This is a genomic window from Bradyrhizobium sp. WSM1253, assembly GCF_000244935.1.
GTDB lineage: Bacteria > Pseudomonadota > Alphaproteobacteria > Rhizobiales > Xanthobacteraceae > Bradyrhizobium > Bradyrhizobium canariense.
This window is the reverse complement of record NZ_JH600073.1, coordinates 497,266-519,972: the sequence shown is the minus strand read 5'-3', so window position 1 is coordinate 519,972 and position 22,707 is coordinate 497,266. Positions and strand designations below refer to the sequence as shown.

At 63.3% G+C, this 22,707-nt stretch carries 19 protein-coding genes; 9 read left to right on the top strand and 10 right to left on the bottom strand.

The window, feature by feature from the left end; genetic code table 11:
* Positions 1–35 precede the first annotated feature (35 nt).
* The 3 genes from BRA1253DRAFT_RS04375 to BRA1253DRAFT_RS04365 all read right to left on the bottom strand — a co-directional run bounded on the left by BRA1253DRAFT_RS04375 (position 36) and on the right by BRA1253DRAFT_RS04365 (position 4,127).
* Positions 36–1,103: a GGDEF domain-containing protein gene (locus tag BRA1253DRAFT_RS04375; protein ID WP_007591548.1), complete on the bottom strand. Its 1,068-nt coding sequence runs from the start codon at positions 1,101–1,103 to the stop codon at positions 36–38.
* Between the two features lie 173 nt (positions 1,104–1,276).
* Positions 1,277–2,863 carry a DEAD/DEAH box helicase gene (locus BRA1253DRAFT_RS04370; protein WP_007591547.1) on the bottom strand — a complete coding sequence of 529 codons (1,587 nt, stop codon included), beginning with the start codon at positions 2,861–2,863 and terminating at the stop codon, positions 1,277–1,279.
* 298 nt (positions 2,864–3,161) lie between these two features.
* Positions 3,162–4,127 carry a helix-turn-helix transcriptional regulator gene (locus BRA1253DRAFT_RS04365; protein ID WP_007591546.1) on the bottom strand — a complete coding sequence of 322 codons (966 nt, stop codon included), beginning with the start codon at positions 4,125–4,127 and terminating at the stop codon, positions 3,162–3,164.
* A 211-nt stretch (positions 4,128–4,338) separates the two neighbouring features.
* On the opposite strand from BRA1253DRAFT_RS04365, the gene BRA1253DRAFT_RS04360 reads away from it, so the two are divergent.
* On the top strand, positions 4,339–5,853 hold the full coding sequence (locus tag BRA1253DRAFT_RS04360) for a caspase family protein (protein WP_007591545.1): 1,515 nt from the start codon (positions 4,339–4,341) through the stop codon (positions 5,851–5,853).
* A gap of 142 nt (positions 5,854–5,995) precedes the next feature.
* On the opposite strand, the gene BRA1253DRAFT_RS45040 is transcribed toward BRA1253DRAFT_RS04360, so the two are convergent.
* Positions 5,996–6,136, bottom strand: a complete 141-nt coding sequence (locus BRA1253DRAFT_RS45040) for a hypothetical protein (RefSeq protein WP_245285860.1) — start codon at positions 6,134–6,136, stop codon at positions 5,996–5,998.
* A 113-nt stretch (positions 6,137–6,249) separates the two neighbouring features.
* Between BRA1253DRAFT_RS45040 and BRA1253DRAFT_RS04350 the strand changes: the two genes are divergently transcribed.
* On the top strand, positions 6,250–7,506 hold the full coding sequence (locus BRA1253DRAFT_RS04350; protein WP_007591543.1) for an FAD-dependent oxidoreductase: 1,257 nt from the start codon (positions 6,250–6,252) through the stop codon (positions 7,504–7,506).
* A gap of 179 nt (positions 7,507–7,685) precedes the next feature.
* Positions 7,686–8,453: an outer membrane protein gene (locus BRA1253DRAFT_RS04345; RefSeq protein WP_007591542.1), complete on the top strand. Its 768-nt coding sequence runs from the start codon at positions 7,686–7,688 to the stop codon at positions 8,451–8,453.
* Between the two features lie 109 nt (positions 8,454–8,562).
* Here the strand turns inward: BRA1253DRAFT_RS04345 and BRA1253DRAFT_RS04340 are convergent, their stop codons facing one another.
* From BRA1253DRAFT_RS04340 to parE, 4 genes are all read right to left on the bottom strand, one after another.
* On the bottom strand, positions 8,563–9,333 hold the full coding sequence (locus BRA1253DRAFT_RS04340; RefSeq protein ID WP_007591541.1) for an SDR family NAD(P)-dependent oxidoreductase: 771 nt from the start codon (positions 9,331–9,333) through the stop codon (positions 8,563–8,565).
* Positions 9,334–9,354: 21 nt separating this feature from the next.
* Positions 9,355–9,540 carry a hypothetical protein gene (locus BRA1253DRAFT_RS04335; RefSeq protein ID WP_007591540.1) on the bottom strand — a complete coding sequence of 62 codons (186 nt, stop codon included), beginning with the start codon at positions 9,538–9,540 and terminating at the stop codon, positions 9,355–9,357.
* Positions 9,541–9,762: 222 nt separating this feature from the next.
* Positions 9,763–10,545: an outer membrane protein gene (locus BRA1253DRAFT_RS04330; RefSeq protein WP_007591537.1), complete on the bottom strand. Its 783-nt coding sequence runs from the start codon at positions 10,543–10,545 to the stop codon at positions 9,763–9,765.
* A 493-nt stretch (positions 10,546–11,038) separates the two neighbouring features.
* Positions 11,039–13,081: a DNA topoisomerase IV subunit B gene (gene parE, locus BRA1253DRAFT_RS04325; protein ID WP_007591536.1), complete on the bottom strand. Its 2,043-nt coding sequence runs from the start codon at positions 13,079–13,081 to the stop codon at positions 11,039–11,041.
* 273 nt (positions 13,082–13,354) lie between these two features.
* Between parE and BRA1253DRAFT_RS04320 the strand changes: the two genes are divergently transcribed.
* The 6 genes from BRA1253DRAFT_RS04320 to BRA1253DRAFT_RS04295 all read left to right on the top strand — a co-directional run bounded on the left by BRA1253DRAFT_RS04320 (position 13,355) and on the right by BRA1253DRAFT_RS04295 (position 20,366).
* Positions 13,355–13,885 carry a DedA family protein gene (locus tag BRA1253DRAFT_RS04320; RefSeq protein ID WP_007591534.1) on the top strand — a complete coding sequence of 177 codons (531 nt, stop codon included), beginning with the start codon at positions 13,355–13,357 and terminating at the stop codon, positions 13,883–13,885.
* A 174-nt stretch (positions 13,886–14,059) separates the two neighbouring features.
* The gene (locus BRA1253DRAFT_RS04315; protein WP_007591533.1) at positions 14,060–16,660 is read left to right on the top strand and encodes a DUF3857 domain-containing protein; all 2,601 of its coding nucleotides are present in this window, start codon (positions 14,060–14,062) and stop codon (positions 16,658–16,660) included.
* Between the two features lie 294 nt (positions 16,661–16,954).
* A complete protein-coding gene (locus BRA1253DRAFT_RS04310) occupies positions 16,955–17,623 on the top strand; it encodes an FMN-binding negative transcriptional regulator (protein ID WP_007591532.1) in 669 nt (222 codons plus the stop codon).
* Positions 17,620–18,618, top strand: a complete 999-nt coding sequence (argC, locus tag BRA1253DRAFT_RS04305) for an N-acetyl-gamma-glutamyl-phosphate reductase (protein ID WP_007591530.1) — start codon at positions 17,620–17,622, stop codon at positions 18,616–18,618. The genes BRA1253DRAFT_RS04310 and argC (BRA1253DRAFT_RS04305) overlap by 4 nt, the downstream gene beginning before the upstream one ends.
* A 99-nt stretch (positions 18,619–18,717) precedes the next feature.
* Positions 18,718–19,764: an N-acetyl-gamma-glutamyl-phosphate reductase gene (gene argC / locus BRA1253DRAFT_RS04300; protein ID WP_007591529.1), complete on the top strand. Its 1,047-nt coding sequence runs from the start codon at positions 18,718–18,720 to the stop codon at positions 19,762–19,764.
* Positions 19,765–19,778: 14 nt separating this feature from the next.
* Positions 19,779–20,366, top strand: a complete 588-nt coding sequence (locus BRA1253DRAFT_RS04295; protein ID WP_007591528.1) for a bifunctional 2-polyprenyl-6-hydroxyphenol methylase/3-demethylubiquinol 3-O-methyltransferase UbiG — start codon at positions 19,779–19,781, stop codon at positions 20,364–20,366.
* Positions 20,367–20,388: 22 nt separating this feature from the next.
* Here BRA1253DRAFT_RS04295 and BRA1253DRAFT_RS04290 read toward each other — a convergent pair whose 3' ends face one another.
* Positions 20,389–20,787 (bottom strand): MAPEG family protein, encoded by a 399-nt coding sequence (locus tag BRA1253DRAFT_RS04290; protein ID WP_007591527.1) that lies wholly within the window; start codon positions 20,785–20,787, stop codon positions 20,389–20,391.
* Between the two features lie 65 nt (positions 20,788–20,852).
* Positions 20,853–22,661: an alpha/beta hydrolase gene (locus BRA1253DRAFT_RS04285; RefSeq protein WP_007591526.1), complete on the bottom strand. Its 1,809-nt coding sequence runs from the start codon at positions 22,659–22,661 to the stop codon at positions 20,853–20,855.
* Positions 22,662–22,707 lie beyond the last annotated feature (46 nt).

Sequence of the window (22,707 nt, the reverse complement as noted above, 5' to 3'; positions counted from 1 at the left end):
ATGTCAAGCGCGGGTGGCGGTGCGTGGCTTCGGCGTCACGCCACCCGGTTGTGTGTCTCGACTGCGAATTCCGGATCGGCCTCGCAGATCACGCAGTTGCGGCCGTTGCGTTTGGCGGCGTAGAGGCAGGCATCCGCGCGTTCGATCAGCGCATCGGTGTCGTCGCCCGGCTTGAGCATGGAGACGCCGACCGAGATGGTGACGCGGCCGAGGATTTCGCCGGTGGACTTCTTTTTCAATTCCTTGGCCATCACCGCGCGGCGGATGTGATCGGCCACCGTGAGGGCCTGGCGCAGCGCGGTGTTGGGCAGCACGACCGCGAATTCCTCGCCGCCATAGCGGGCGGTGATGTCCTGGCCCTTGATGGTCTGCTTCAGCGACAGGCCGACCAGCCGCAGCACCTGGTCGCCGGTGAGATGACCGTAGGAATCGTTGAACGACTTGAAATGATCGATGTCGACCAGCAGCAGCGACAGCGGCTCACCGGAGGCGAGCGCGCCTTCCACGGCCATGTCGATCATGCGATCGAAATATTTGCGGTTGCCGAGCCCCGTCAGCGGATCGGTGAGGCTCTCTGCGCGGATCGCCTCCAGGCTCTGCTGGAGGTTGCTGATCTCGCTCTTCGACAGCGTCAGCCGGTCTTCCAGCGCCTTGTTGGTCTCGCGCATCTCGCGGGTCGAATGCAGCAGCGTCTCGACGATCGACTTGAGCTGCTCGCGGCTCTTGGCCGATGACAGCTTTTCGGTCGCGCCCGACAGGCTGGCATCGTAGGAGCCGGTCATCCCGAGCGCGTCGCCGAGGACCTTCATCACGTCGTCGATCTCGCCGATGACGCGCGCGCCGACCTTGTCGATGCGGTCGGTAGTCTTGATGTGGGAGAGGTAGGTCTCGTAGATCTGATCGAGATCGGCTTCGGTGAGCTTGCCGCTCCGCGCCAGCGTCTCGTTGATGATCTTGTTGAGTGGAGCGTTGTAGCCGGTGGCGTAGACGTACCAGATCTCGTAATTGCGGGGAATTGCCGTCTGCCGTAGCGATCGGATCTGACCGAGCGCTACCTCGGCGAACGCCATCGTGCGTTCGTGTTCGTCGAGCACCTTGACCACGGAACATACCCCACAGCGATCAGCGTGCCGGCGACCGCAGCAATACTTAAATTATGAATTATGTTCGTAGGCTAACGGACGATCGTGAACGCCCCGTAAATATACGTCCACGAATGCATCCGAAAAAGTGCGCGCCAGCTTGGTTTCAACCAAAGCCGGGCGCGTATCGTGCTTCAGGCGCCGGCGGGGGAGCGAACCGGACGCAGCAGAAATGCCGGCAGATGCGAGTGGTCGCCCGGCTCGCTGTCGGCCTCGCGTTGGCGGCGCGGCTCGGGACGGCCGATCGACGGCACATGCGACGGATTGGCCTGCTGGCGCGCACCGTCACGCGGCTCGGATGCTGGCCTGGCTTCGCGCGGAGGTCTTGCCTCACGCGAAGGTCTGGCTTCACGCGAAGGTCTTGCTTCACGCGAAGGTCTTGCCTCGCGCGCGGGCTTTGCTTCGGAAGCGGGCCTTGCCTCGGGAACGGACCGTGCTTCGGCAGAAGGCTGTGCCTCGCCACGTGGTTCGCGCGGCTCATGGCTGCGTTCACGATCGCGACCGCGCTGCGGCTTGCCGCGTCCGCCGCGTGAACGTTCACGGCCGCGCTGCTCGCGCGGACGCTCGCTCGCATCGGATGCATCGGTGCGGACTTCGAAATCGCCTTCGGCGCGCGGAATGCTCTGGCCGATCAGCTTCTCGATCGCCACCATCGACTTCTGGTCGAGCGGCGTAACGAGCGAGATCGCCATGCCGGACCGGCCTGCGCGACCGGTGCGGCCGACGCGATGGACATAGTCGTCGGGATGGTGGGGAACGTCGAAATTGAAGACGTGGCTGACCTCGGGGATGTCGAGGCCGCGGGCGGCGACGTCGGACGCGACCAGGAGGGGCAGCTCGCCCTTGCGGAACTGCTCGAGTGCCGCCGTGCGGGCCGACTGGTCCATGTCGCCATGAAGCGCACCGACGCTGAAGCCGTGCTTTTGCAGCGATTTGTGAACGACGGCGACGTCGCGTTTGCGATTGCAGAAGATGATCGCGTTCTGGAGATCCTTGGCCTCGCGCAGCAGTCGGCGAAGCAGCTCGCGCTTCTCGTGCGCCTCGCGCCCGGCCGGGACCTGGCACTGCGTAACGGTGACAGCGGTCGTGGCGGGCTTCGATACCTCGACCTTCTGCGGATTGTGCAGGAAGGTTTCGGTGATGCGCCGGATCTCCGGCGGCATGGTCGCGGTGAAGAACAGGGTCTGCCGCGTGAACGGGACGAGCTTGCAGACGCGCTCGATGTCGGGAATGAAGCCCATGTCCAGCATGCGGTCGGCTTCGTCGATGACGAGCAGCTCGACGCCGGTGAGCAGCAGGCCGCCGCGCTCCGTGTGGTCGAGCAGGCGGCCGGGAGTTGCGATCAGCACGTCGACGCCGCGCGTCAGCTTGGCATCCTGGTCGCCGAAGGAAACGCCGCCGATCAGGAGGGCGACGTTGAGTTTCTGGCCCGCGCCGTAGCGGTCGAAGTTTTCCTTCACCTGCGCCGCGAGTTCGCGGGTCGGCTCGAGGATCAGGGTGCGCGGCATGCGCGCCCGGGCGCGGCCCTTTTCGAGAATGGTGAGCATCGGCAGCACGAAGGCCGCGGTCTTGCCGGTGCCGGTCTGGGCGATGCCGAGCACGTCCTTGCGAGCGAGGACGTGAGGGATCGCCTGTTCCTGAATGGGGGTGGGGGTGGTGTAACCGGTGGCCGCCACTGCGGCGAGGACTTTTTCGGATAGTCCGAGATGGGTAAAAGACATTGAGCCTCTGGTCGAAACCGCCGTTCGGAATCGAGGGTAATAAGGCTGTCGCGTTCCACCCCGAAACGGCGCGCTCTCAAAGAAGCTGGGGGTGCTGACTCACGCGAACAAAGCGCCAGGCTCAGGAATCGCTCTTCGATCTGAGCCGCGTCGCCACGGAACATAGGCGGGAATCGGCCAAAGTCAATGGAGCAGGCGCGGGAAGGCCCTAAAAAACCTGAGGTTTTCGCCCAAATAGCGGGCGAGGCTGCGGTTTTCCGCCCAATCCGGCGATCGGCCGGAGCTGTCCAAACGTCGGCTAACGCCCTTCCGAACCTTGGGCCCGGAAGTCGCCGGGGGCCATCCCGTAGGCGGCGTTGAAGACCCGGTAATAGGTCGCGAGGCTGTCGAAGCCGCAGGAGGTCGCGATGTCGGCGATCAACCGGTCCGGGGCTTCGCGCATCAAGCGGCGGCTCCGGTTCAGGCGTTCCTCCGTCACGGTTTGCGAGAAACTCTTGGCCGCGCTTTCGAACAGCATGTGCAGGTGACGCACGGAGATGCCGAGCAGGTCGGCCACCATGGTCGGCGCCAGATTTGGGTCTTGCAGGTGGCGCGCGATCAGGCGCCGTGCGTGCGAGAGCCGGGCGGTCCGCAGCGCGGCCTGCCCGAGGCGGCCGCTGGACCGCAGGATGCCGCGCTCGATCAACGCCAGATGGGCTAAAGCCTGGACGAGGGAAGCGGCATCGGCGGCGCCGTCGTCACCTGCGGCAACCGCACCGAGATCGGCGAAGCAGGCGCCAAGCAGGGGCGCCAGGGTGGAATCGTCGAACGTCCGGGGCGCCAGCTCGCGCATGCGCTTGTCCTGCGTGGAGAGGCCGATCACGGGAATCTTCAGGATCCGCAGGTGGAAGCCTCCTGCGCCGAGGGGCGTCGTGCGATAGGGCAGGTCCGTATGGCTGGTGGCGAAGCTGCCATTGGCGATCGTGAAATCGCTGCCGCGCATGCCGCCGAACCAGCCGCCGCTGCCAAGCTGCTGATAGACGCAGATGCTGTCGCCCGGCGCGTGAGCGATGTCGGTCAGGCTGCGCTCGACCGTGTAGTGCGAGGCCTTCAGTTCGACGAGGCCGGCTCCGCCAAGCTGGCGCAGCGAGAATTCGCCGAAGAAGTCCGCGCGGCGTTCGCGCTCGAGTTCGGCGGTGACGCCGAACAGGCCCTTGGCGCGCACCTCGCGCCAAAAGTCGAAGCGGTCGTGCGGCTCGACCTCGTCGGTGCACCAGCGATACACGGCGGCCCCTCGCTTCCAGCGGAATTGCCCACAAGAATTGATTGAGAAAAAGCAGATTCCAGCGGGATCTGCCATAGGCTAGACGACAGAACCTGAGTCCTCAGGGCTGTTGAACCAGCGCTATGGCTGGGCCGACTATCACATCAACGACGCGGTTCCCATGAACCGCTGTTCGAAGGAACCGGCGTGGGCTGTTCTTGAGGGATTTTCGATGACGCGTCGGCTTTTCAGAGTACTGGCAGCGCTTGGCCTCGCGGCCGGCCTCAGCGGTTTCGCGCTTCCCGCCTGTGCCGAGAAGCGCGTTGCGCTCGTCGTCGGCAACAACGACTACAGGAACGTTCCGAAGCTGCTCAAGGCGGTCAACGACGCCCGCACCATGGGCGATACGCTAAAGCAGCTCGGCTTCTCGGTGATGGTCGCCGAAAACCAGAGCCGGCAGCAATTTTCGGAGACGCTGCTCGCGTTCGATCGGACGATCGAGCCCGGCGACACCGCGTTCTTCTTCTATGCCGGCCACGGCTTCGAAATCGCAGGCCAGAACTACCTGTTGCCGACGGACGTGCCGGCGGCCACGGAAGGGCAGGAAGAGCTGGTGCGTGACGCCTCCATCCTGGCCGATCGCATCGTCGAGCGCCTCCAGAACAAGAAGGCGCGAACCTCGATCCTGGTGTTCGACGCCTGCCGCAACAACCCGTTCGAGCGCAAGGGTACCCGCGCCGTCGCCGGTGGCGGCGGGCTTGCCCCGATGGTGCAGCTGCCCGAAGGCGTGTTCTCGGTCTTCTCCGCGGGCCCGCGCCAGACCGCGCTCGACCGTCTCTCCAATGACGACGCCAATCCCAATTCGGTGTTTACGCGCACCTTCGCCAAGGAACTGCTCCAGCCCGGCGAGAACCTGGTGCAAGTGGCGCAGCGTACGCGCCGTCTCGTCAGCGAGATGGCCGACACCGTCAAGCACAGGCAAGTGCCGGTCTATTTCGATCAGATGGTCGATGACGTCTTCCTCGGCGGCGTCGCGAAGGATGCCGCCGCGCGCCCGGCCGATCCGCCGGCGCAGAAGCTCGCGGCGCTGCCACCGGTCTCGGTGCCGCGCGTGCCGAAGGAGGAGACCACCAACGCGCCGATCGCGAGCTTCTCGCGCCACAATGGCGGCTGGAGCGTGGTGTTCTCCTTTGCCGATCCGACCCTCGGCGTTTCCTGGCGCATGGCCGGCAATGGCGACTTCCGCGAAACCGGCTTCATCGATACGCTCGACCCGCGCACGCGCAAGAGAATGCCGAACCCGTCGATCGAATTGCCGCCGGACGCGCAAGCCGGCACCATCGAGGTCCGCTATGTCGACCAGTCCGGTGACATGCAGGGCCCGTTCCCGATCAGGTTCGATCCCGAAGCCGCGCTGATCCGCGACCAGCGCAAGATCCTCGACATGACCGCGACGAGCTGGCTGTCATTCCGCGAGTTCAACGGGCTGCTGGTCTACTACACGCACCTCGTGTCCTACCGCTGCGCCATCCGCGAGGTGCGCATCGGCATCGACACCGCCGTTCCGAACCAGGTCTTGAAGATGCCGGGCTGCGACATGCGCGATCCCAGCGCGATCAGCGCCGGCATGCCGCTCTACATGAAGCTCGCGCCGGCAACGCAGTTCATCTCGGTGGAGCTGACCTATCGCGACGGCAGCGTGTCGGAGATCAAGAGCTTCCGCAGCGCGAACCGCAGCAACAATTGAGGTGTCGAGCAGGACGCGTCCGCCGTAGCTATTCGCGGCGCTTCCTGATGAAGCGCTTGACGGCCTCGATCAAGGGCGGAGTCGGCAAGAAGAACGCGCCCATCGCGATCGAGATGATGACGCGGCGCAGCAGGAACTTCTCCTACTCCTCGTACGGATAACCGTTCTGTTCGATGCGCACCGGCGCAAGCGGCGGCCTGCGCGGTGCGATCATGATCAAGACGAAAAGCACGTTGATCAGGATCCAGACGCCGAGCAGTATGAGGATTGTCTGCACTGCCATGTCCTGAATCAGTCGGAATTGGTGGCAAGGCTAACGGCCATTCACAATCGCGGCAAATGAATCTTGCTTGCTGCACTGCACAGAAACCTTGACCCGTAAATGAGGGCCCGGCCGTGAAACCCGATACCTCGCAGCATCCCCAGGGCTCTTCGTTGAAAGTGCGGTGCTGCATCGTCGGCGGCGGACCGGCCGGCATGATGCTCGGCTATCTCCTCGGGCGCGCCGGCATCGATGTTGTGGTGCTGGAGAAGCATGCGGATTTCTTCCGCGACTTCCGCGGCGACACCGTGCATCCCTCGACACTCCAGGTGATGGACGAGCTCGGCTTGATCGACGGATTTCTGAAGCTGCCGCATCAGCGCTTGCAGAAGATGGACGGCCTGTTCGGCGGTACCCCCGTTCGCATCGCCGATCTCAGCCGCCTCCGCACCAAGTACCCGTTCATCGCTTTCATGCCGCAATGGGATTTCCTGAATTTCCTGCGCGAGGCCGGCCAGCGCTTCGCTTCGCTGAAGGTGATGATGAACACGGAGGCCGTCGATCTGATCCGCCACGGCGAGACCATCGCCGGCGTGCGGGCGAACACGCCTGACGGCATCGTGGACGTCGAAGCCGATCTCACCATCGCCTGTGACGGCCGGCATTCGACCGTGCGACAGCATTCCGGCCTCGAGGTCGAGGAGATCGGCGCGCCAATGGACGTGCTGTGGTTTCGCGTCGGCCGCAAGGCGAACGAGACCGAGAACGTGTTCGCGCGCGTCGAGCCCGGCAAGATGATGATCACCTTCGACCGCGGCGACTATTGGCAGTGCGCCTATGTCATCGCCAAGGGACAATACGACGCGGTGAAGGCGAGGGGATTGCAGGCGCTGCTTGACGAGGTCGTCCGCATGGCGCCGATCCTGAAGAACGGCATTGCCGACGTGAAGAGCTTCGACGATTTCAAGCTGCTGACCGTTGCGATCAACCGCCTGAAGCGCTGGACGCAGCCGGGCCTGCTTCTCATCGGCGACGCCGCCCATGCGATGTCGCCAGTCGGCGGCGTCGGCGTCAATCTCGCCGTGCAGGATGCGGTCGCGACCGCAAATTTGCTGGCGGACAAGCTGCAGCACGGCTGTCCGTCGGAGAACGAGCTCGACGCCGTGCGCCGTCGCCGCGAATTCCCGGTGAAGATGACGCAGCGAATGCAGATGATCGTGCAGAACAACATCATCAGCGGCGCCTTGCGAGGCGGCGACCGGCCGTTGAAAGTGCCGCTGATCGTGCGCCTGATCACCGCGCTGCCGTGGCTCCAGGGCATTCCGGCGCGCCTGATCGCGCTTGGCGTCCGGCCCGAGCACGTGCAGTCGAAGGCTGCGGCGGCACGGTAGCGCAAGGACCCGGTAGGGATAACGCGGCGTTAAATCGCGCTCAGGGCGTTGCCTGCGTACAACAGTTCAGATGGATTGAAGGCGCGCTGCTTGCCAATCCGGCGTCTTAACTGTCTTGATTCAAATTTGAGTAAGACCTGCGTGTGAGCGTGCACCCATCAAAGGACACGGGGTGTACCATGCGTACCAAGTTGATTGCCGCCTTCGCCTGCACGACCGCTCTGGTTTCGACGGGCGCCGCTTCCGCCGCCGATCTCGGCGCGCGCTACACGAAGGCGCCGGCCTATATGGAGTCGATGTTCAACTGGACCGGCTTCTATGTCGGCGGCCACATCGGCGGCGCATGGACCAACGAGCAGTTCATCAACAACGGGACCGGCGCGCCGTTCGGCGATCTGACCCTGGGGCAGGGCTACCGTCAGCGCAGCGCCGGCATCATGGGCGGCGCCCAGATCGGCTACAACTGGCAGGCCAACAATTACGTCTTCGGTATGGAAGGCACGATCTCCGGCCTCGACAACAAGGGCACGGTCGTGAACACGGCATTTGCTCCGGGCGGCAACGTCTTTGATTGGCGCGCCAATGTGCTTGCCACCGTCGTCGGTCGCGCGGGCTTCGCCGTGCAGAACAACCTGTTCTACATCAAAGGCGGCTATGCCGGCGTGAACAACCGTCTGTCGGTCACCGATACGGTCGGTCCGGCCACCGGTTCCGGCGGTCAAACCCATTGGGCCAACGGCTGGACCGTCGGTGCCGGCTGGGAATACGGCATCACCCGCAACTGGATCGTCGGCCTCGAATACAACTACGCAGCCTTCGCCAGCCAGACCTATCAACTTGGCGGCACGTCGGGCAACTACAGCTTCGATGCCAAGCCGCGCGACATCCAGTGGGCCGTCGTGCGCGCCAGCTACAAGTTCGACGCGCCAGTCATCGCCCGCTACTGAGTGGGTCAACGAACGACCAAGCAGCCATAAAAGACGATCACTACCCAAATTCAAAAGCCCCGGCATTGTCCGGGGCTTCTTTTTTGTGTGCAGGTTTATCGCGTACGATCTACGCCATCACCGAGAACCCGCCATCGACGGGGATCGCGGTGCCGGTGACGAAGTTAGAGGCGGACGAGGCAAGGAACACGGTAATGCCGGCGAAATCGTCGATGTCGCCCCACCGCCCCGCAGGCGTGCGTGCCAGCACCCGCTCGTGCAATCCCGATACCTGCTGCCGCGCACCGCGGGTCAGGTCAGTGTCGATCCAGCCCGGCAGGATGGCATTGACCTGGATGTTGTCGGGCGCCCATGCGTTGGCGCAGGCGCGCGTGTACTGAACGATGCCGCCCTTGCTCGCCGCGTAGGCCGTCGCGAAGCTCGCGCCGAAGATCGACATCATCGAGCCGATGTTGATCACCTTGCCGTTGCCGGACGCCTTCAGCGCCGGATAGGCCAGCTTCGAGCACAGGAAGGCGCTGGTGAGGTTGGTGTTGATCACCGTATTCCACTCGTCGAGCTCGAGCTCGTGCGGCGGCTTGCGGATGCTCATGCCGGCATTGTTGATGAGGATATCGATGCGGCCGAGGTCCCCGACGACACGCTCGACCATCGCGGCGATGGCCGCCTTGTCGGTGACGTCGGTGGGAACACTGATCGCCTTCACGCCGCGTTGACTGAGATCGGCAACGGCGGCGGTAGATTTGGCTTCGTTGCGTCCGACCACGGCGATGTTGGCGCCGGCGTCGGCGAGGCCACGGGCCATGCCGAGCCCGATGCCGCCATTGCCTCCCGTGACGATCGCGACCTTGCCGCGGAGATCGAACCGACTGGATGTCATGCTGCTATTCCCTGGTTTCTTTTATTGGTTGCTCTGCCAGATCAGCACCAGCCCGAAGCCGGCCATGGCTGCGCCATAGCCGGCCCATTGCAACTGGTTGACCATGAAGCTCGATCGCGGCCACGCGACGGTGCCCGTGCCCTGTCCGATCCAGAGCAGCCCGACGGCAAGGGCAAACAGGCCTGCTACAAGCAGAAATCTGCGCATGCATTCCTCCCCATTGGTCCGCTCTGTCGTGCCGCAGCATGACGATGGCCGCGGCCCGAAAACTTGCCGGGAGACTAGCCGTAGCCGTGGTCGGGATACAATGGCTGCTGATGCAGGCCGCAGGGTGAATGCATGTCCACGCAAGGTCCGCTGAAGCACCGTACAACGAAAAAGCCCCGGCGATGCCGGGGCTTTGACGTCTGAAGATTAGGTCAGATCAGATCAGTACTTCGCGACGACCGGGCCGGTCCAGTTGAAGCGGTAGACCAGCGAAGTCGAGATCGTCTGGTTCCAGGTGTTGGCGCGGATGTCGCGGCCCACAAGGACGTTGCCAGCATCGAACAGTTCGTTCTGGGTCTTGGCGTTGTAGAAGGCCGAGCGATATTCGGTCTTCATGAACCAGCCGGGCGACTGGATGCCGAAGATGTTCAGGTTGTTCTCGACGCCGCCGCCGACGAACCAGCCATTGCGGTTGTAGCTGTTGAGATGGATACCGGCGGGCACGCCGGCCAGGGTCATGAAGTTGGTCTGGCCGAAGTGAGCGCCCGAGTAACCGCCGTTGACGTAGGAGAGAACGTTCGGAGCGACCAGCCAGCCGAGGCGGACACCAGCGGCCCAGGAATCTTCCAGCTTCTGGTTGCCAGTGATGCCAGCGATCGGATCCTGGATGGTAGCACGGATGCTGCCGAACTGACCGTCAGCGAATACGCCGGCGACCCAGGTGCCGCTGAACTGCCAGTCGTAGCCGAGACCGACGGTGCCGAACCAGCCCGAGCCACCCTGGCGCTGATCGATCGTCAGGGGAACTGCGCCGACCGTGGTCTGCACGCGCTGGTCAGCGGCCGAGAGGCCGCCGCCGGCGCCGCCGAAGAGATAGAAGCCGGTCCAGCTGGCGACAGGCGCTGCCATCGGGGCCTTCACGTAGGGACGGGCGCCAAGGTCAGCGGCCGAGGCCGAACCGGTCATCGCGGCAACCGCGGTCAGTGCGAGCAAAATCTTCTTCATCTTAAAATCCCCAAGCTTTGGTCTGTCTGGCAGGCGCGAGCGCACTGAAGTCCGTGTCATCTGATGTCCCGGACTATACCTGCTTCTCTCCGAAATGCTGTTGCAGAGCAGGCACAGTTGCCGGGAAACGCCGCACGGCAAGGATTCCGAGTGTCGCTGTCGAAGTATACAATAATCCTGCATTATCAAAGTGATACGCCGAATTTTGCGATTTGTATCTTGGTAACTTCTCGTTAGTGAATCCGGCTTTGTCCGAAACGGAGGCAATCCTGCATCAGCCTGACTGGGTGAGTCGTTGGCCGAGTCGCGATGCGACGAGGCAGGGAATCACCGAAATCGAGGCGGACCGTTGGCAGGATGGTCGGGCAGGATCGGCGGGCAGGATCGGCGGGCAGGATCGGCGGGAAAGAGCGGTTGTCGTCCCCAAAAACAAAAGAGCCCCGGGCTTCATGCCGGGGCTCTGGATGGGATACGACCGGGTAGCGCTTGCGGATCAGACGTCCAGCAAATCGTCATTGGCGAATTCGGCCTTGTCCGAGATGAACGCGAAGCGCGCTTCGGCCTTGGTGCCCATCAAGCGCTCCACCGAATCCGCCGTGGTGTCGCGGTCGTCGGCGAGCAGAACCACTTTCAGCATGGTCCGCTTTGCCGGATCCATGGTGGTTTCCTTGAGCTGTGCCGGCATCATTTCGCCGAGGCCTTTGAAGCGATTGACCTCGACCTTGGCGTTGGCGTTGAACTCGCTCTTGATCAGCGCCGCCTTGTGCGCGTCATCGCGGGCGTAGACCGACTTCGTGCCGTTGGTCAGCTTGTAGAGCGGCGGCACGGCGAGGAAGAGGTGGCCTTCGTCGATCAGCCGCGGCATCTGCCGATAGAAGAAGGTGATCAGCAGCGAAGCGATGTGGGCACCGTCGACATCGGCGTCCGTCATGATGATGATGCGCTGGTAGCGCAAATCCTCTTCGCGATACTGCGCGAGCATCCCGCAGCCGATCGCCTGCACGAGGTCGGCGAGCTGCGTGTTTGCCGTCAGCTTGTCCTTGCCGGCGGACGCGACGTTGAGGATCTTGCCGCGCAGCGGCAGCACAGCCTGGGTCTTGCGGTCGCGCGCCTGCTTGGCGCTGCCACCGGCCGAGTCTCCCTCGACGATGAAGAGTTCCGAGCCGTCCAGACCGGCATCGCTGCAATCGGCGAGCTTCCCGGGCAGACGCAGCTTCTTGCCGGCGGTCTTGCGCGCGGTCTCCTTCTCTTGCCGGCGGCGCAGCCGCTCCTCGGCGCGGTCGACCACGAAGTCGAGCAGCCTGTTGGCCTGGTTCGGATTGCCCGACAGCCAATGGTCGAACGGATCCTTCATCGCCTGTTCGACGATGCGCTGCGCTTCGGCGGTGGCGAGACGGTCCTTGGTCTGGCCCTGGAATTCAGGCTCGCGCACGAACACCGAGAGCATCACGGCTGCACCCACCATCACGTCTTCAGACGTAATGGACGACGCGCGCTTGCCCTGGCCGACGCGTTCGGCGTGGTCCTTGAGGCCGCGCAGCAGCGCGCTGCGCAGGCCGGATTCGTGCGTGCCGCCGTCAGGCGTCGGCACGGTGTTGGTGTAGGAGGAGAGGAAGCCGTCGGCATCCGCGGTCCAGGCCACCGCCCATTCGCAGGCGCCATGCGCGCCGTTGCGGCCCGACTTGCCGGAGAAGATGTCGGGATGCACCAGCGTGTCGGCATGGATCGCCGCCGCCAGATAGTCCTTGAGGCCACCGGGAAAGTGGAACGTCGCTTCCGCCGGCACGTCGTCGACGCCCTTGAGCAGTTCGGGCGCACAATTCCAGCGGATCTCGACGCCGCCGAACAGATACGCCTTCGAACGCGTCATCTTGAACAGGCGCTGCGGCTTGAACGCGGCCTTGGCACCGAAGATGTCGGTGTCCGGCTTGAAGCGCACGCGGGTTCCGCGGCGGTTGTTGATCTTGCCGAGATCCTCGAGCTTGCCCTTCGGGTGCCCGCGCTCGAACGTCATGCGATACAGTTTCTGGCTGCGCGCGACCTCGACCTCGAGCAGCGAGGAGAGGGCGTTCACCACGGAGATGCCGACGCCGTGCAGGCCGCCCGAGGTCTCGTAGACCTTGGAGTCGAACTTGCCGCCCGAGTGCAGCGTGCACATGATGACTTCGAGCGCCGACTTCTTCGGAAATTTTGGATGCGGATCGACCGGGATGCCGCGGCCGTTGTCTGTGACGGTCAAAAAGCCGTCCGCGCTCAACTCGACTCCGATGAAGGTCGCGTGCCCCGCCAGCGCCTCGTCCATCGAGTTGTCGATAACTTCGGCGAAGAGGTGATGCAGCGCCTTCTCGTCGGTGCCGCCGATATACATGCCGGGCCGGCGGCGCACCGGTTCCAGACCTTCGAGGACCTCGATGTCGGCTGCCGTGTAGTCGGCCTCGGCGCCGCCCGCGCGCGGGGCTGCCTTGGCGGCGCGGGGCTTCGGCTCATCGCCGCCGAAAAAATCGTCTTTTGCTTTGGGCTTCAACTGCTTGGACATATATCTTTATGCGCTTTGAGGGCCGCATGAGCGGCGAATCGGTTGGGCCGACTATGCCACTTCTGACCTTGAAAGGTTATCGCAGGGCGGGCCGGGCGGTGTGGTTGGGAGCCAATCCCGGCAATTTTACGCCGCAGCCCCACCAGTTCCCGGCAATGTGACGGTCCGGTCCGGTCTGGACCGGACTTTGTGACTTGATGTCACACAAGTCCTTGGCTTACCAGTCCTTTTCATCGAGCAGCACCTTCGGGCAGGGCGGAAAGGCTATTTTGAATGGAGCAGTTTGCGCACGCGCTGGCCGATTTCGTGCGCGCTCATCAGACGTGGGCAGCTCCCATCGTGTTCGTGCTCGCCTTCGGGGAGTCACTCGCGTTCATCTCGCTGCTGATCCCGGCCTGGGGCGCGCTGGTCGCGATCGGCGCGCTGATCGGGGTGAGCGGCATCAGCTTCTACCCGGTCTGGATCGCCGGCGGCATCGGCGCAGCACTCGGGGACTGGGTCTCCTACTGGTTCGGCTATCGCTACAAGGAGCATGTCGCCCAGATGTGGCCGCTCTCGCGCTATCCGGAACTCCTGCCCAGGGGTGAGGCTTTCGTGCGCAGCTGGGGCGTGCCGAGCATTTTCATCGGACGCTTCTTCGGCCCCTTGCGTGCCTCCGTGCCACTTGCAGCCGGCATTTTCGAGATGCCCTATTGGAGCTTCCAGGCCGCCAATTTCGTCTCGGCGCTGATCTGGTCGGCGGCGCTGCTGCTGTTCGGCGACGTGATCGCGAAGATCATGGAATGGCTCTGGCGCGTGGTGTGACAAAGCGCGCGGCTTGGAAGGTCGTGGAGAAACTTAAAAGTTGTTCTTTCCGAGAGTGCGGCTGGTAATTTTCACCTGCTAGTTGAGCTGCCGACCTGACGGCCGAGCGCTCAGCATATGATCGTACGAATTTGTTCAGCTTTTCTGGCAGCATCGCTACTCTCGTCGCCGTGCATGAAACTGCGTGCCGCCGAGTCACCGGATAGCGACGGTAGGCCCGGCTGGATCGACCCGGGCTGGCGCCGAACGGTGGCCCGCGATGCCGTTAGCTTCGATGAGAACGGGCTCAGCACCGAGGTCTTCGAGTTCGAAATCAAGGCGCTCGACGAGAAGGGCGCAGCAGCCATCGCGCAGCAACGTTTTCAATACAACAGCTATTTTGACGATTTGACGTCAATCGAGCTTGCCACTCTCAAGGCAGACGGCGGCGTGGTCGCGGTGGATCAGCGCGCCATTCGCGATCAACCGGCATCGACAGATTCCTCATCTCCCTATTTCGACGAGGTGCGCGACAGGATCATCGCCTTTCCGCATGTTGCTCCCGGCGACAGCATCCGCGGGCGTCTGGTCTACAAGGCCAAGCAGCCGAGATTTCCGGGTGAGTTTGCGCGCTTTTGGAGCGAGCCGGCTAACCAGCCACCCGAGTTACTCGAAGTGACCGTTGACGGACCGGCATCCAGGCCGCTGCGGATCGCATTGCGCAACGTCGAGCACCATGAAGAGAGAGTGAACGATCGGATCATCCATCGGGTGCGTTTCCGGCGAGACGCGCCGAGACCCCGGCAGATCGACGAGGAGACTCTCGCGGGTGCAGAGCGTTTCGAGGTGAGCACGTTTGCTGACTATTCCGCTTTCGCGGCGACGCTGAACTCCCGCAACGCCCCCATGGCGCGACCGGATGAGAGGATTACACGACTTTCGCAGGAGATCGTCGGCGACGCCATCGGCGCACGCGCGAAGATCGAGCGCATCTACAATTGGGTGGCCCGTAATATCCGCTACGTCGGCATTGGCCTCGAGGACGGCGGCTGGACGTCTCAGCCCGCCTCGGCCGTGCTTGCGTCGCGCTATGGCGACTGCAAGGCGCACGCGACACTGTTCAAGGCGCTGCTCGCCGCCCAGGGCATAGAAGCCAATCTGGTCGCGGTGAACTCGGACGCAAGGTACATGCTCACCGAAGTGGCGACGCCAAATTTTGACCACGCGATCGCTTACGTCCCGGAGATTGACCAGTACCTCGATCCGACAGCCTCTCTCTTTGCCTTCGGATCGCTGCCGCCGGAGCTTGCGGGCAAGCCGGTCCTCAACATCGACAGAGGTGCCTTGGGCCGCATCCCCATGACCGAGCCGGCGCGCTTCCGGCTGGCCGCGGAAACGGACTACGTCCTTGGCAAGGACGGGAAGCGCGAGGTCCGGTCGATCCTGTCCGGGACAGGCGTCGGTGCACAATTAGGACGCGTGGTCGCGCAGGGCTTGGATGATGCGGATCGGCGGATGGCCGCCAGCCGGCTGATCGAGCAGGCCGGCCTGACCGGCACCGGTGATTATACTTACCCCAATCCGCGCGAGCTGACGGACAACTACGCCATCACGTCAACATTTCAGATCAGCAAAGCCCTCGAAGTTGATCGGCCCACGCGCGTCAGGATGTTGCCTTTGACGGATCCAAGGCAATCGCTCTTGCGGTTGGTTGCGCGCCAGGCGAGCGGGCGGCCGTTTGTTTGTCGGCCGATGGAATACCGCGAGGCCGCTTCGCTCACGATTCCCGAAAACACTTTCTTCTACGAAAAACCGGCGCCGGTCGTCTATTCGGCGACTTTCGAGGGCAGGACAGGCTACGGAGACGTTCACGGCCGGATTGACGTAAGTGGTACCATTGACCTCGATGGCCGAACCATTCGTTCCAACGCAGTTCTTCGCCTTACACTCGATGCGCCGGTCTGTCCGGCAGAGTTTGCTCCGGCAATCGAGAAAGGGTTCGATAAGCTTGACGAGTTCAAGTACGGGCTGATCGGCGTGACCTCGAAAGGCGGATCCTCGGTCATCGACGTCAGCGCCGACTTCAAGGACGGCGTGAGCGCATATCTTGCGCATGATTTTGAACGCGCGATGGAGCGCTTGAAGCCGCTGGCTGAAATCGGAAGCGCACGTGCGCAATTCTATCTGGGAGCGATGTACCGGAACGGAAGTGGGACTAAGCGCAATAGCGCGGAGGCCATCAAATGGTTTCGCCTGTCTGCCGAACAGGGCGATGCCTACGGCCAGGAGAATCTTGCGTACGTCTATGAGATGGGCCTGGGTACAGCTCGCGACGAGAAGCAGGCGGCCGACTGGTACGCCAAGGCGGCGGATCAGGGGAACGCTTTTAGCCAATCCCGACTTGCAGCTATGTACTGGGACGGACGCGGCGTTCCCCAAGACTTCTCTTTGGCTTTCGATCTGTTTTCGAAGGCGGCTGACCAGGGCTTGACGTTCGCGCAAACACGTCTGGGCCTCTTGCACATCAAAGGCGAAGGCGTGCCGCAGGATCTCGCCAAGGGTATATCCTTGCTGCGCAAGGCCGCTGATCAGAACGACGGGTTGGCCCAATACAATCTGGGGTGGGCGTATGAGAGCGGCACGGGCGTGTCCAAGGACACCCGGCAGGCGATCAAGTGGTACAGCAAGGCGTCCAATCTTGGAAACGGCCAGGCAAGCGCCCATTTATACGAGCTAACCCGCGCAGGTTCCTTTTGGGAGATTCTCTTCAGCCAGCTCGGCATGGCCAGGTGGTAGCGACGGCGAGTGCAGGCCAGCCGATCGAGCGCACCGGCCCCCTCTCTTGGCTACGGCAGCCCGGAATGACCGGTTCCAATACCTTGACGGCTCGCCGATCTGGCCTTATAGCCGCCCGCCATGATCAACGCCGCGACCATTTTGTTCGCCCGCCGCCGCCGCTCTTTAGCGGTTTGGGCGGTCGATCGCGTTTGAGATCATCGTCTTTGCCGCTGGATCCGATCCGCGGCATTCTCTCTCCTGTCAGCGCGATCTGATCCGGCGGCCCCCAAGGAGGCCCAGCAGGAGACAACGATGTACACGCCACCCTTTTTCAAGCAAGACCGCGCCGCGAGCCTGAAATTTGCGGACACGCGCGGCTTCGGCACCGTGTGCGCCTTCGACGGCCACAAGCCGGTCGCCTCGCCAATTCCGTTCTATCTGACCTATGCCGCGGACGGCACGCCGCAGGCTGCCTTTCATGTCGCCCGTCACAATCCCCTGCTAAAGCTTGCGGACGGGACGAGCTCCTGGCTGCTCGCGGTCAACGGCCCCGATGCCTACGTGTCGCCGGACTGGTACGTCTCGCCGGATCAGGTGCCGACCTGGCTGTACCAGTCGGTGCATCTCAGCGGGCCGGTGCGGCTTCTGTCGGATGACGAGCTGGCGGTGCAGATCGACACGCTCAGGGAGAAGTTCGAAAACTGGCTGTTGCCGAAGACGCCATGGACGTCGGGCAAGATGACGGCGGGGCGGCTCGAGGCGATGAAGAAGGCGATCGTGGGTCTGGTCATGGCGGTTGAAGAGGTCGAAGGCAGCTTCAAGCTCAACCAGCACAAGTCCGACGCCGACTATACGGCGATCGCCAACGCTCTTGGCGCGCAAGCCCATGCCGACGCCAGGGAGATTGCGCAACTGATGCAGGACGTAAGGCCGGAAGCCTTCGCATCCGAGACCAACATGCTCGAAAGGAGCGCGCCATGACCTTTTCTGAAGCCAGCCTCGTTGACACCAAAAACGCCCCGAAGACGGGCGCTGCGACGAAGCCCGCCACCGTCTTCGTCGACGGCGGCTCCGGCACCACCGGGCTCGGCATCAACGAGCGGCTGAAGCTGCAGAACGACGTGGTCGTGAAGACGATCGCCGAGGACAAGCGCAAGGATCCCGCCGCGAAGAAGGCACTGATGGAGGAGGTCGACCTCGTCATCCTCTGCCTGCCGGACGATGCTGCCAGGGAAACGGTTGCGCTGATCGACAGCATGGGGCCGTCGGGGCCGAGGGTGCTGGATGCCTCGACCGCGTACCGGGTCGCGCCCGACTGGGCCTATGGCTTTCCGGAACTGACGCCGGATCAGGCTGGCAAGATCAAGGCTGCGAAGAAGGTCTCCAATCCCGGCTGCTATCCGACCGGCGCGATCGCGCTGCTGCGACCGATCGTCGATGCCGGCCTGCTGCCTGCGGACTATCCCGTCACCGTCAATGCGGTGAGCGGCTATTCCGGCGGCGGCAAGTCGATGATCGCGACTTTCGAGGACGGCAGCGCGCCGTCCTTCGAACTCTACGGCCTCGGCTTCGAGCACAAGCATCTGCCGGAGATGCAGCTCTATTCGAACCTGACCCGGCGGCCGATCTTCATCCCTTCCGTCGGCAATTTCCGGCAGGGCATGCTGGTCTCGGTGCCGCTCCAGCTCGACACGCTGCCCGGCAAGCCCAGCGGCGCCGATCTCCACGCCGCGCTGGCAAAGCGTTACGCCGGCTCGAAATACGTCTCGGCGATGCCGCTTCAGAACGAAGCGACCAAGGGCGGCAAGCTTGAGCCGGAAGCGCTCAACGAGACCAATATGCTCGAGCTCTACGTCTTCGCCAGCGACAAACATCACCAAGCGGTGCTGGTCGCCCGGCTCGACAATCTCGGCAAGGGCGCCTCCGGCGCGGCCGTGCAGAACATGCGACTGATGTTGGGCCTTGCCGACGAGTAGCCGATCGAGCGTTGCTCGCGAGGCCAGCCCGGCGGACGAAGCGATGCTGCAACTTTCGGCCCGGCAAGACGATCCAGTGACGCCTGAAAGGAACGCGTGATGAGCTCGAAGAAGATCGGCATTCTCGGCGCCTCCGGTTACACCGGGGCCGATGCGGTGCGCCTGTTGGCGCGGCATCCGAATGCCGAGATCGTCGCGCTCACCGCCAACACCCACGCCGGCAAGTCGATGGGCGAGGTGTTTCCGCATTTCTTCATGCTGGATTTGCCCCAACTCGTGGAATGGGAAGAGGTCGACTGGAGCAAGCTCGATGCGGTGTTCTGCGGGCTGCCGCACGGCACCACGCAGCAGATCATCGCGGCCGTGCTGAAGGCCAACCCGAAGATCAAGGTCCTCGACATGTCCGCCGATTTCCGGCTGCGCGACAAGGACACCTACGCGCAGTGGTACGGCCACGAACATCAGGCACTCGAGTTGCAGGGCGAAGCCGTTTACGGCCTGACCGAATTCTATCGGGAGAAGATTGCCGCGGCGCGGCTGGTCGCCTGTCCCGGCTGCTATCCGACGGCAGCGTTGTTGGCGCTGGTGCCGCTGGCGAAAGCAAATCTGATCGACGTCGATGACATCCTGATCGACGCCAAGTCAGGCGTCACCGGCGCCGGACGCGGCCTGAAACAGAACACGCTATTCAGCGAGGCGGGCGAGGGGATTTCGCCGTATTCGGTCGGCACGCACCGGCATGCGCCGGAGATCGAACAAGAGATCGGCGTCGCGGCGGGCGCGAGCGTGACCGTCAATTTCACGCCGCATCTCATACCGATGTCGCGGGGCGAGCTCTGCACGTCCTACGTCAAGCTCAATGGCGCGACGCCGGACGATTTGCGGGCCGCCCTCGAGAAAGCCTACGCGAACGAGCCGTTCGTGCATGTCGTCAAGAAGGGCGTGCTACCGCAGACCCAGAACGTACGCGGCTCGAACTATGTCCAGATCGGTGTCATCGCCGACCGGATCAAGAACCGCGCCATCGTGATTTCGGTGCTTGATAATCTGGTGAAGGGCTCGGCCGGTCAGGCGATCCAGAACATGAACCTGATGTTCGGATTTCCCGAGACCGCTGGACTGGAGCAGATCGCGCTGTTTCCCTGATCGGAGTGGCCGCCGTGGACCAAGGGACTCTGCAATTCTATCGGAGCAACGCCAGGTCCTATGCGGACTGGGCGAAGGCGCCCTCGACGCGGCTGCGAGGCTTTCTCGCTCTGCTGCCGTCCGGCGGCTCGATCCTCGAGCTCGGCTGTGGCGCCGGCAATCATTCGGCGGTGATGCTGGCCGAAGGTTTTTCGGTGCGCGCCACCGACGGCTCGCCTGAAATGGCCGAGATCGCGTCGCAGCGGCTCGGTCATGCCGTCGAGGCGATGCGGTTCGACCAGCTTGACGCGCACGAGGCCTATGACGGCGTCTGGGCCAGCGCCTGTCTCCTGCACGTACCGCGCGACGAACTCGCCGGCATCCTGGCGCAGATTCGTCGCGCGCTCAGGCCGTCAGGCGTGTTCTACGCCAGCTACAAGATGGGCGAGGGCGATGGCCGGGACAGTCTCGGGCGCTATTACAATTATGCGTCGCCGGAATGGCTCGAGGCGACCTACGCCAGCGCAGGTCCATGGATCACGCTGTCGTCGGACAGGAACGTGATCCAGAGCTTCGACGAGACGCCGGCGAACATGCTGCATCTCGTCGTTCGCAAGGCCTGATTTCAGACTACAAGGCCTGATCTCAAACCACCTTGAAGATCGCGACGGCCAGCACGGCCTGCGCGATGAAGCCGACGGTGAAGGCCAATGTGCGGAACACCGGGATCCCGAGCGCATAGACGATCAGATGCGCGACGCGGGACCAGAAATAGACGGCGCAAGCAAGCACCGTCCATTTCGAGGAATAGTCGATGGCGTTCAGGATCAGCACCAGCGGCGCGAACAGCACGAGGTTCTCGACGGCATTGTCATGCGCGAACATCAGGCGGTTCGCCCATTCCGACTGCGGCTTGTCGGTGCGCGAGGGATTGGCCATCGCGCCACCGAGGCCGCGAATCTGGCAGCGGTTGATGGTGTAGGGAATCCAGAGGATTCCGGTCAGGACCACCGTCAGTGTCAGCCAGAACAATTCACGCGTCATAACCCGGTCCCCTCATCAATTTCTGCCGCAGGCGTGGAGCTTATACGAAAGCGCGGAAGATTCTGCTATGCGCGAACCCTGACATAGCTGCCGGGCGCGTCCTCGATCGGGGGAAACGCCTCGCTGCCGACCGTGCGGGCCGGGACTTCCTCGGGATCGAGTGCGCCCAGCCATTGCCGCCAGTCCGGCCACCACGAGCCCTTGTGCTCGACCGCGCCCTTCATCCACTCGGCGACATTGGCGGACTTCACGTTGTCGTTGGTCCAGTACTGGTATTTGTTCGAGGCGGGCGGATTGACCACGCCGGCGATGTGGCCCGAGCCGGACAATACGTATTTCACCGGACCGCCGAAGAACTGGGAGCCGTACAGCACCGATTCTGCCGGCGCGATATGGTCCTCGCGGGTTGCGAGATTGTAGATCGGCACCATGACCTTGGAGAGATCGAGCAAGGTGTTGTCCAGCACCAACGTGCCGGTCGAGAGCCGGTTCTCAAGATAGCAATTGCGCAGATAGTACGAATGGTTCGACGCGGTCATGCGCGTCGCGTCCGAATTCCAGTGCAGCAGGTCGAACGCGCTCGGCTGTTGGCCCTTGAGGTAATTGCTGATGACATAGGACCAGATCAAATCGTTGGAGCGCAGCATGTTGAAGGCCATCGCCATCTTCGAGCCTTCGAGCACGCCGGCCGCCTTCATGTCCTGCTCGAGGGATGCGATCTGCTCCTCGTCGACGAACACGAGCAAATCACCGGCATGGGTGAAGTCGACCTGTGCCGCGAAGAATGTCGCGGACGCCACACGCTGGCGGCGCTTCTCGGCGAGCCAGGCCAGCGTGGTCGCGAGCATGGTGCCGCCGACGCAATAGCCGGCGGTGTGCACCTTCATCTCGCCGGTGACCTTCTCGATCACGTCCATCGCCGTGAGCGGGCCTTCCTTCATGTAGTCTTCCCAGCTCTTGGCACCGAGCCGCTTGTCGGGATTGACCCATGAGATCACGAACACGGTGATGCCCTGATCGACGCACCACTTGATGTAGGATTTCTCCGGCTTGAGGTCGAGGATGTAGAACTTGTTGATCCAGGGCGGGATGATCAGGAGCGGCGTCCGCAGCACGTTCTCCGTCGCCGGCGCATACTGGATCAGCTGCATCATCTCGTTCTGGTAGATCACCTTGCCGGGCGTCGTCGCCATGTTCACGCCGACGACGAGATTGTCCGGGTCGGACTGACGGATCTTCAGCGTGCCCTTGCCGGCGGCGATGTCCTCGGCCAGCATCTTCAGCCCGCGCGCGAGATTTTCGCCGCTGCTGGCCACCGTCGCGCGCAGCACTTCCGGATTCGTTAGCACGAAGTTGGACGGCGACATCGCGTTGGTGAGCTGCTGGACGTAGAACTCGGCCTTGCGGCGTGTCTGCGGATCGAGCCCCTCGGCGTCGCGCACAAGCTCCTGCGCAAATTTGGTCGTGAGCAGATAAAGCTGCATCACGAAATCGAAGAACTGGTTCGACTTCCATTCCGGATCGGCAAAGCGCTTGTCGCGCGGCGAGGGCGCGATCGCGGGCGGGGCGTCCTGACCGGCCATGCGGCGCGCCGCCGAGCCCCAGAGGTCGAGATAGTCCTTGGCGAGCTTGGTCTGGAGTGCGGAAGACCGCGACGTATCCGACAGCCAGTATTCGGCGACGGCGGTGAAGGTCTTGACGACCTCGGCTAGCTCGGCCGGCGGACGATCCTGCACCTCGCCGCTTTCGCGCGGCTTCAGGTACGCGGCGAGCGCCTTGCCGCCGCTCTCCATCGCCCGCGCGACATTCATCGCGAAGGCTTCCGCATCGAACTTCGTCTCGGGTTTGGGCGTATCGATCGTGGCCATACTCATGAGCAGAACAGTAACGATTCATTCCGTATTCGTCACCGCGAAGCTC

Coding starts and splice junctions, on each gene's coding strand:
- BRA1253DRAFT_RS04315 (WP_007591533.1), top strand. CDS start 14,060: ATGAAACTGCGTGCCGCCGAGTCACCGGATAGCGACGGTAGGCCCGGC.
- argC (WP_007591530.1), top strand. CDS start 17,620: ATGACCTTTTCTGAAGCCAGCCTCGTTGACACCAAAAACGCCCCGAAG.
- BRA1253DRAFT_RS04335 (WP_007591540.1), bottom strand. CDS start 9,540: ATGCGCAGATTTCTGCTTGTAGCAGGCCTGTTTGCCCTTGCCGTCGGG.
- parE (WP_007591536.1), bottom strand. CDS start 13,081: ATGTCCAAGCAGTTGAAGCCCAAAGCAAAAGACGATTTTTTCGGCGGC.
- BRA1253DRAFT_RS04320 (WP_007591534.1), top strand. CDS start 13,355: ATGGAGCAGTTTGCGCACGCGCTGGCCGATTTCGTGCGCGCTCATCAG.
- BRA1253DRAFT_RS04330 (WP_007591537.1), bottom strand. CDS start 10,545: ATGAAGAAGATTTTGCTCGCACTGACCGCGGTTGCCGCGATGACCGGT.
- BRA1253DRAFT_RS04370 (WP_007591547.1), bottom strand. CDS start 2,863: ATGTCTTTTACCCATCTCGGACTATCCGAAAAAGTCCTCGCCGCAGTG.
- BRA1253DRAFT_RS04290 (WP_007591527.1), bottom strand. CDS start 20,787: ATGACGCGTGAATTGTTCTGGCTGACACTGACGGTGGTCCTGACCGGA.
- BRA1253DRAFT_RS04345 (WP_007591542.1), top strand. CDS start 7,686: ATGCGTACCAAGTTGATTGCCGCCTTCGCCTGCACGACCGCTCTGGTT.
- BRA1253DRAFT_RS45040 (WP_245285860.1), bottom strand. CDS start 6,136: ATGGCAGTGCAGACAATCCTCATACTGCTCGGCGTCTGGATCCTGATC.
- BRA1253DRAFT_RS04360 (WP_007591545.1), top strand. CDS start 4,339: ATGACGCGTCGGCTTTTCAGAGTACTGGCAGCGCTTGGCCTCGCGGCC.
- BRA1253DRAFT_RS04340 (WP_007591541.1), bottom strand. CDS start 9,333: ATGACATCCAGTCGGTTCGATCTCCGCGGCAAGGTCGCGATCGTCACG.
- BRA1253DRAFT_RS04310 (WP_007591532.1), top strand. CDS start 16,955: ATGTACACGCCACCCTTTTTCAAGCAAGACCGCGCCGCGAGCCTGAAA.
- argC (WP_007591529.1), top strand. CDS start 18,718: ATGAGCTCGAAGAAGATCGGCATTCTCGGCGCCTCCGGTTACACCGGG.
- BRA1253DRAFT_RS04285 (WP_007591526.1), bottom strand. CDS start 22,661: ATGAGTATGGCCACGATCGATACGCCCAAACCCGAGACGAAGTTCGAT.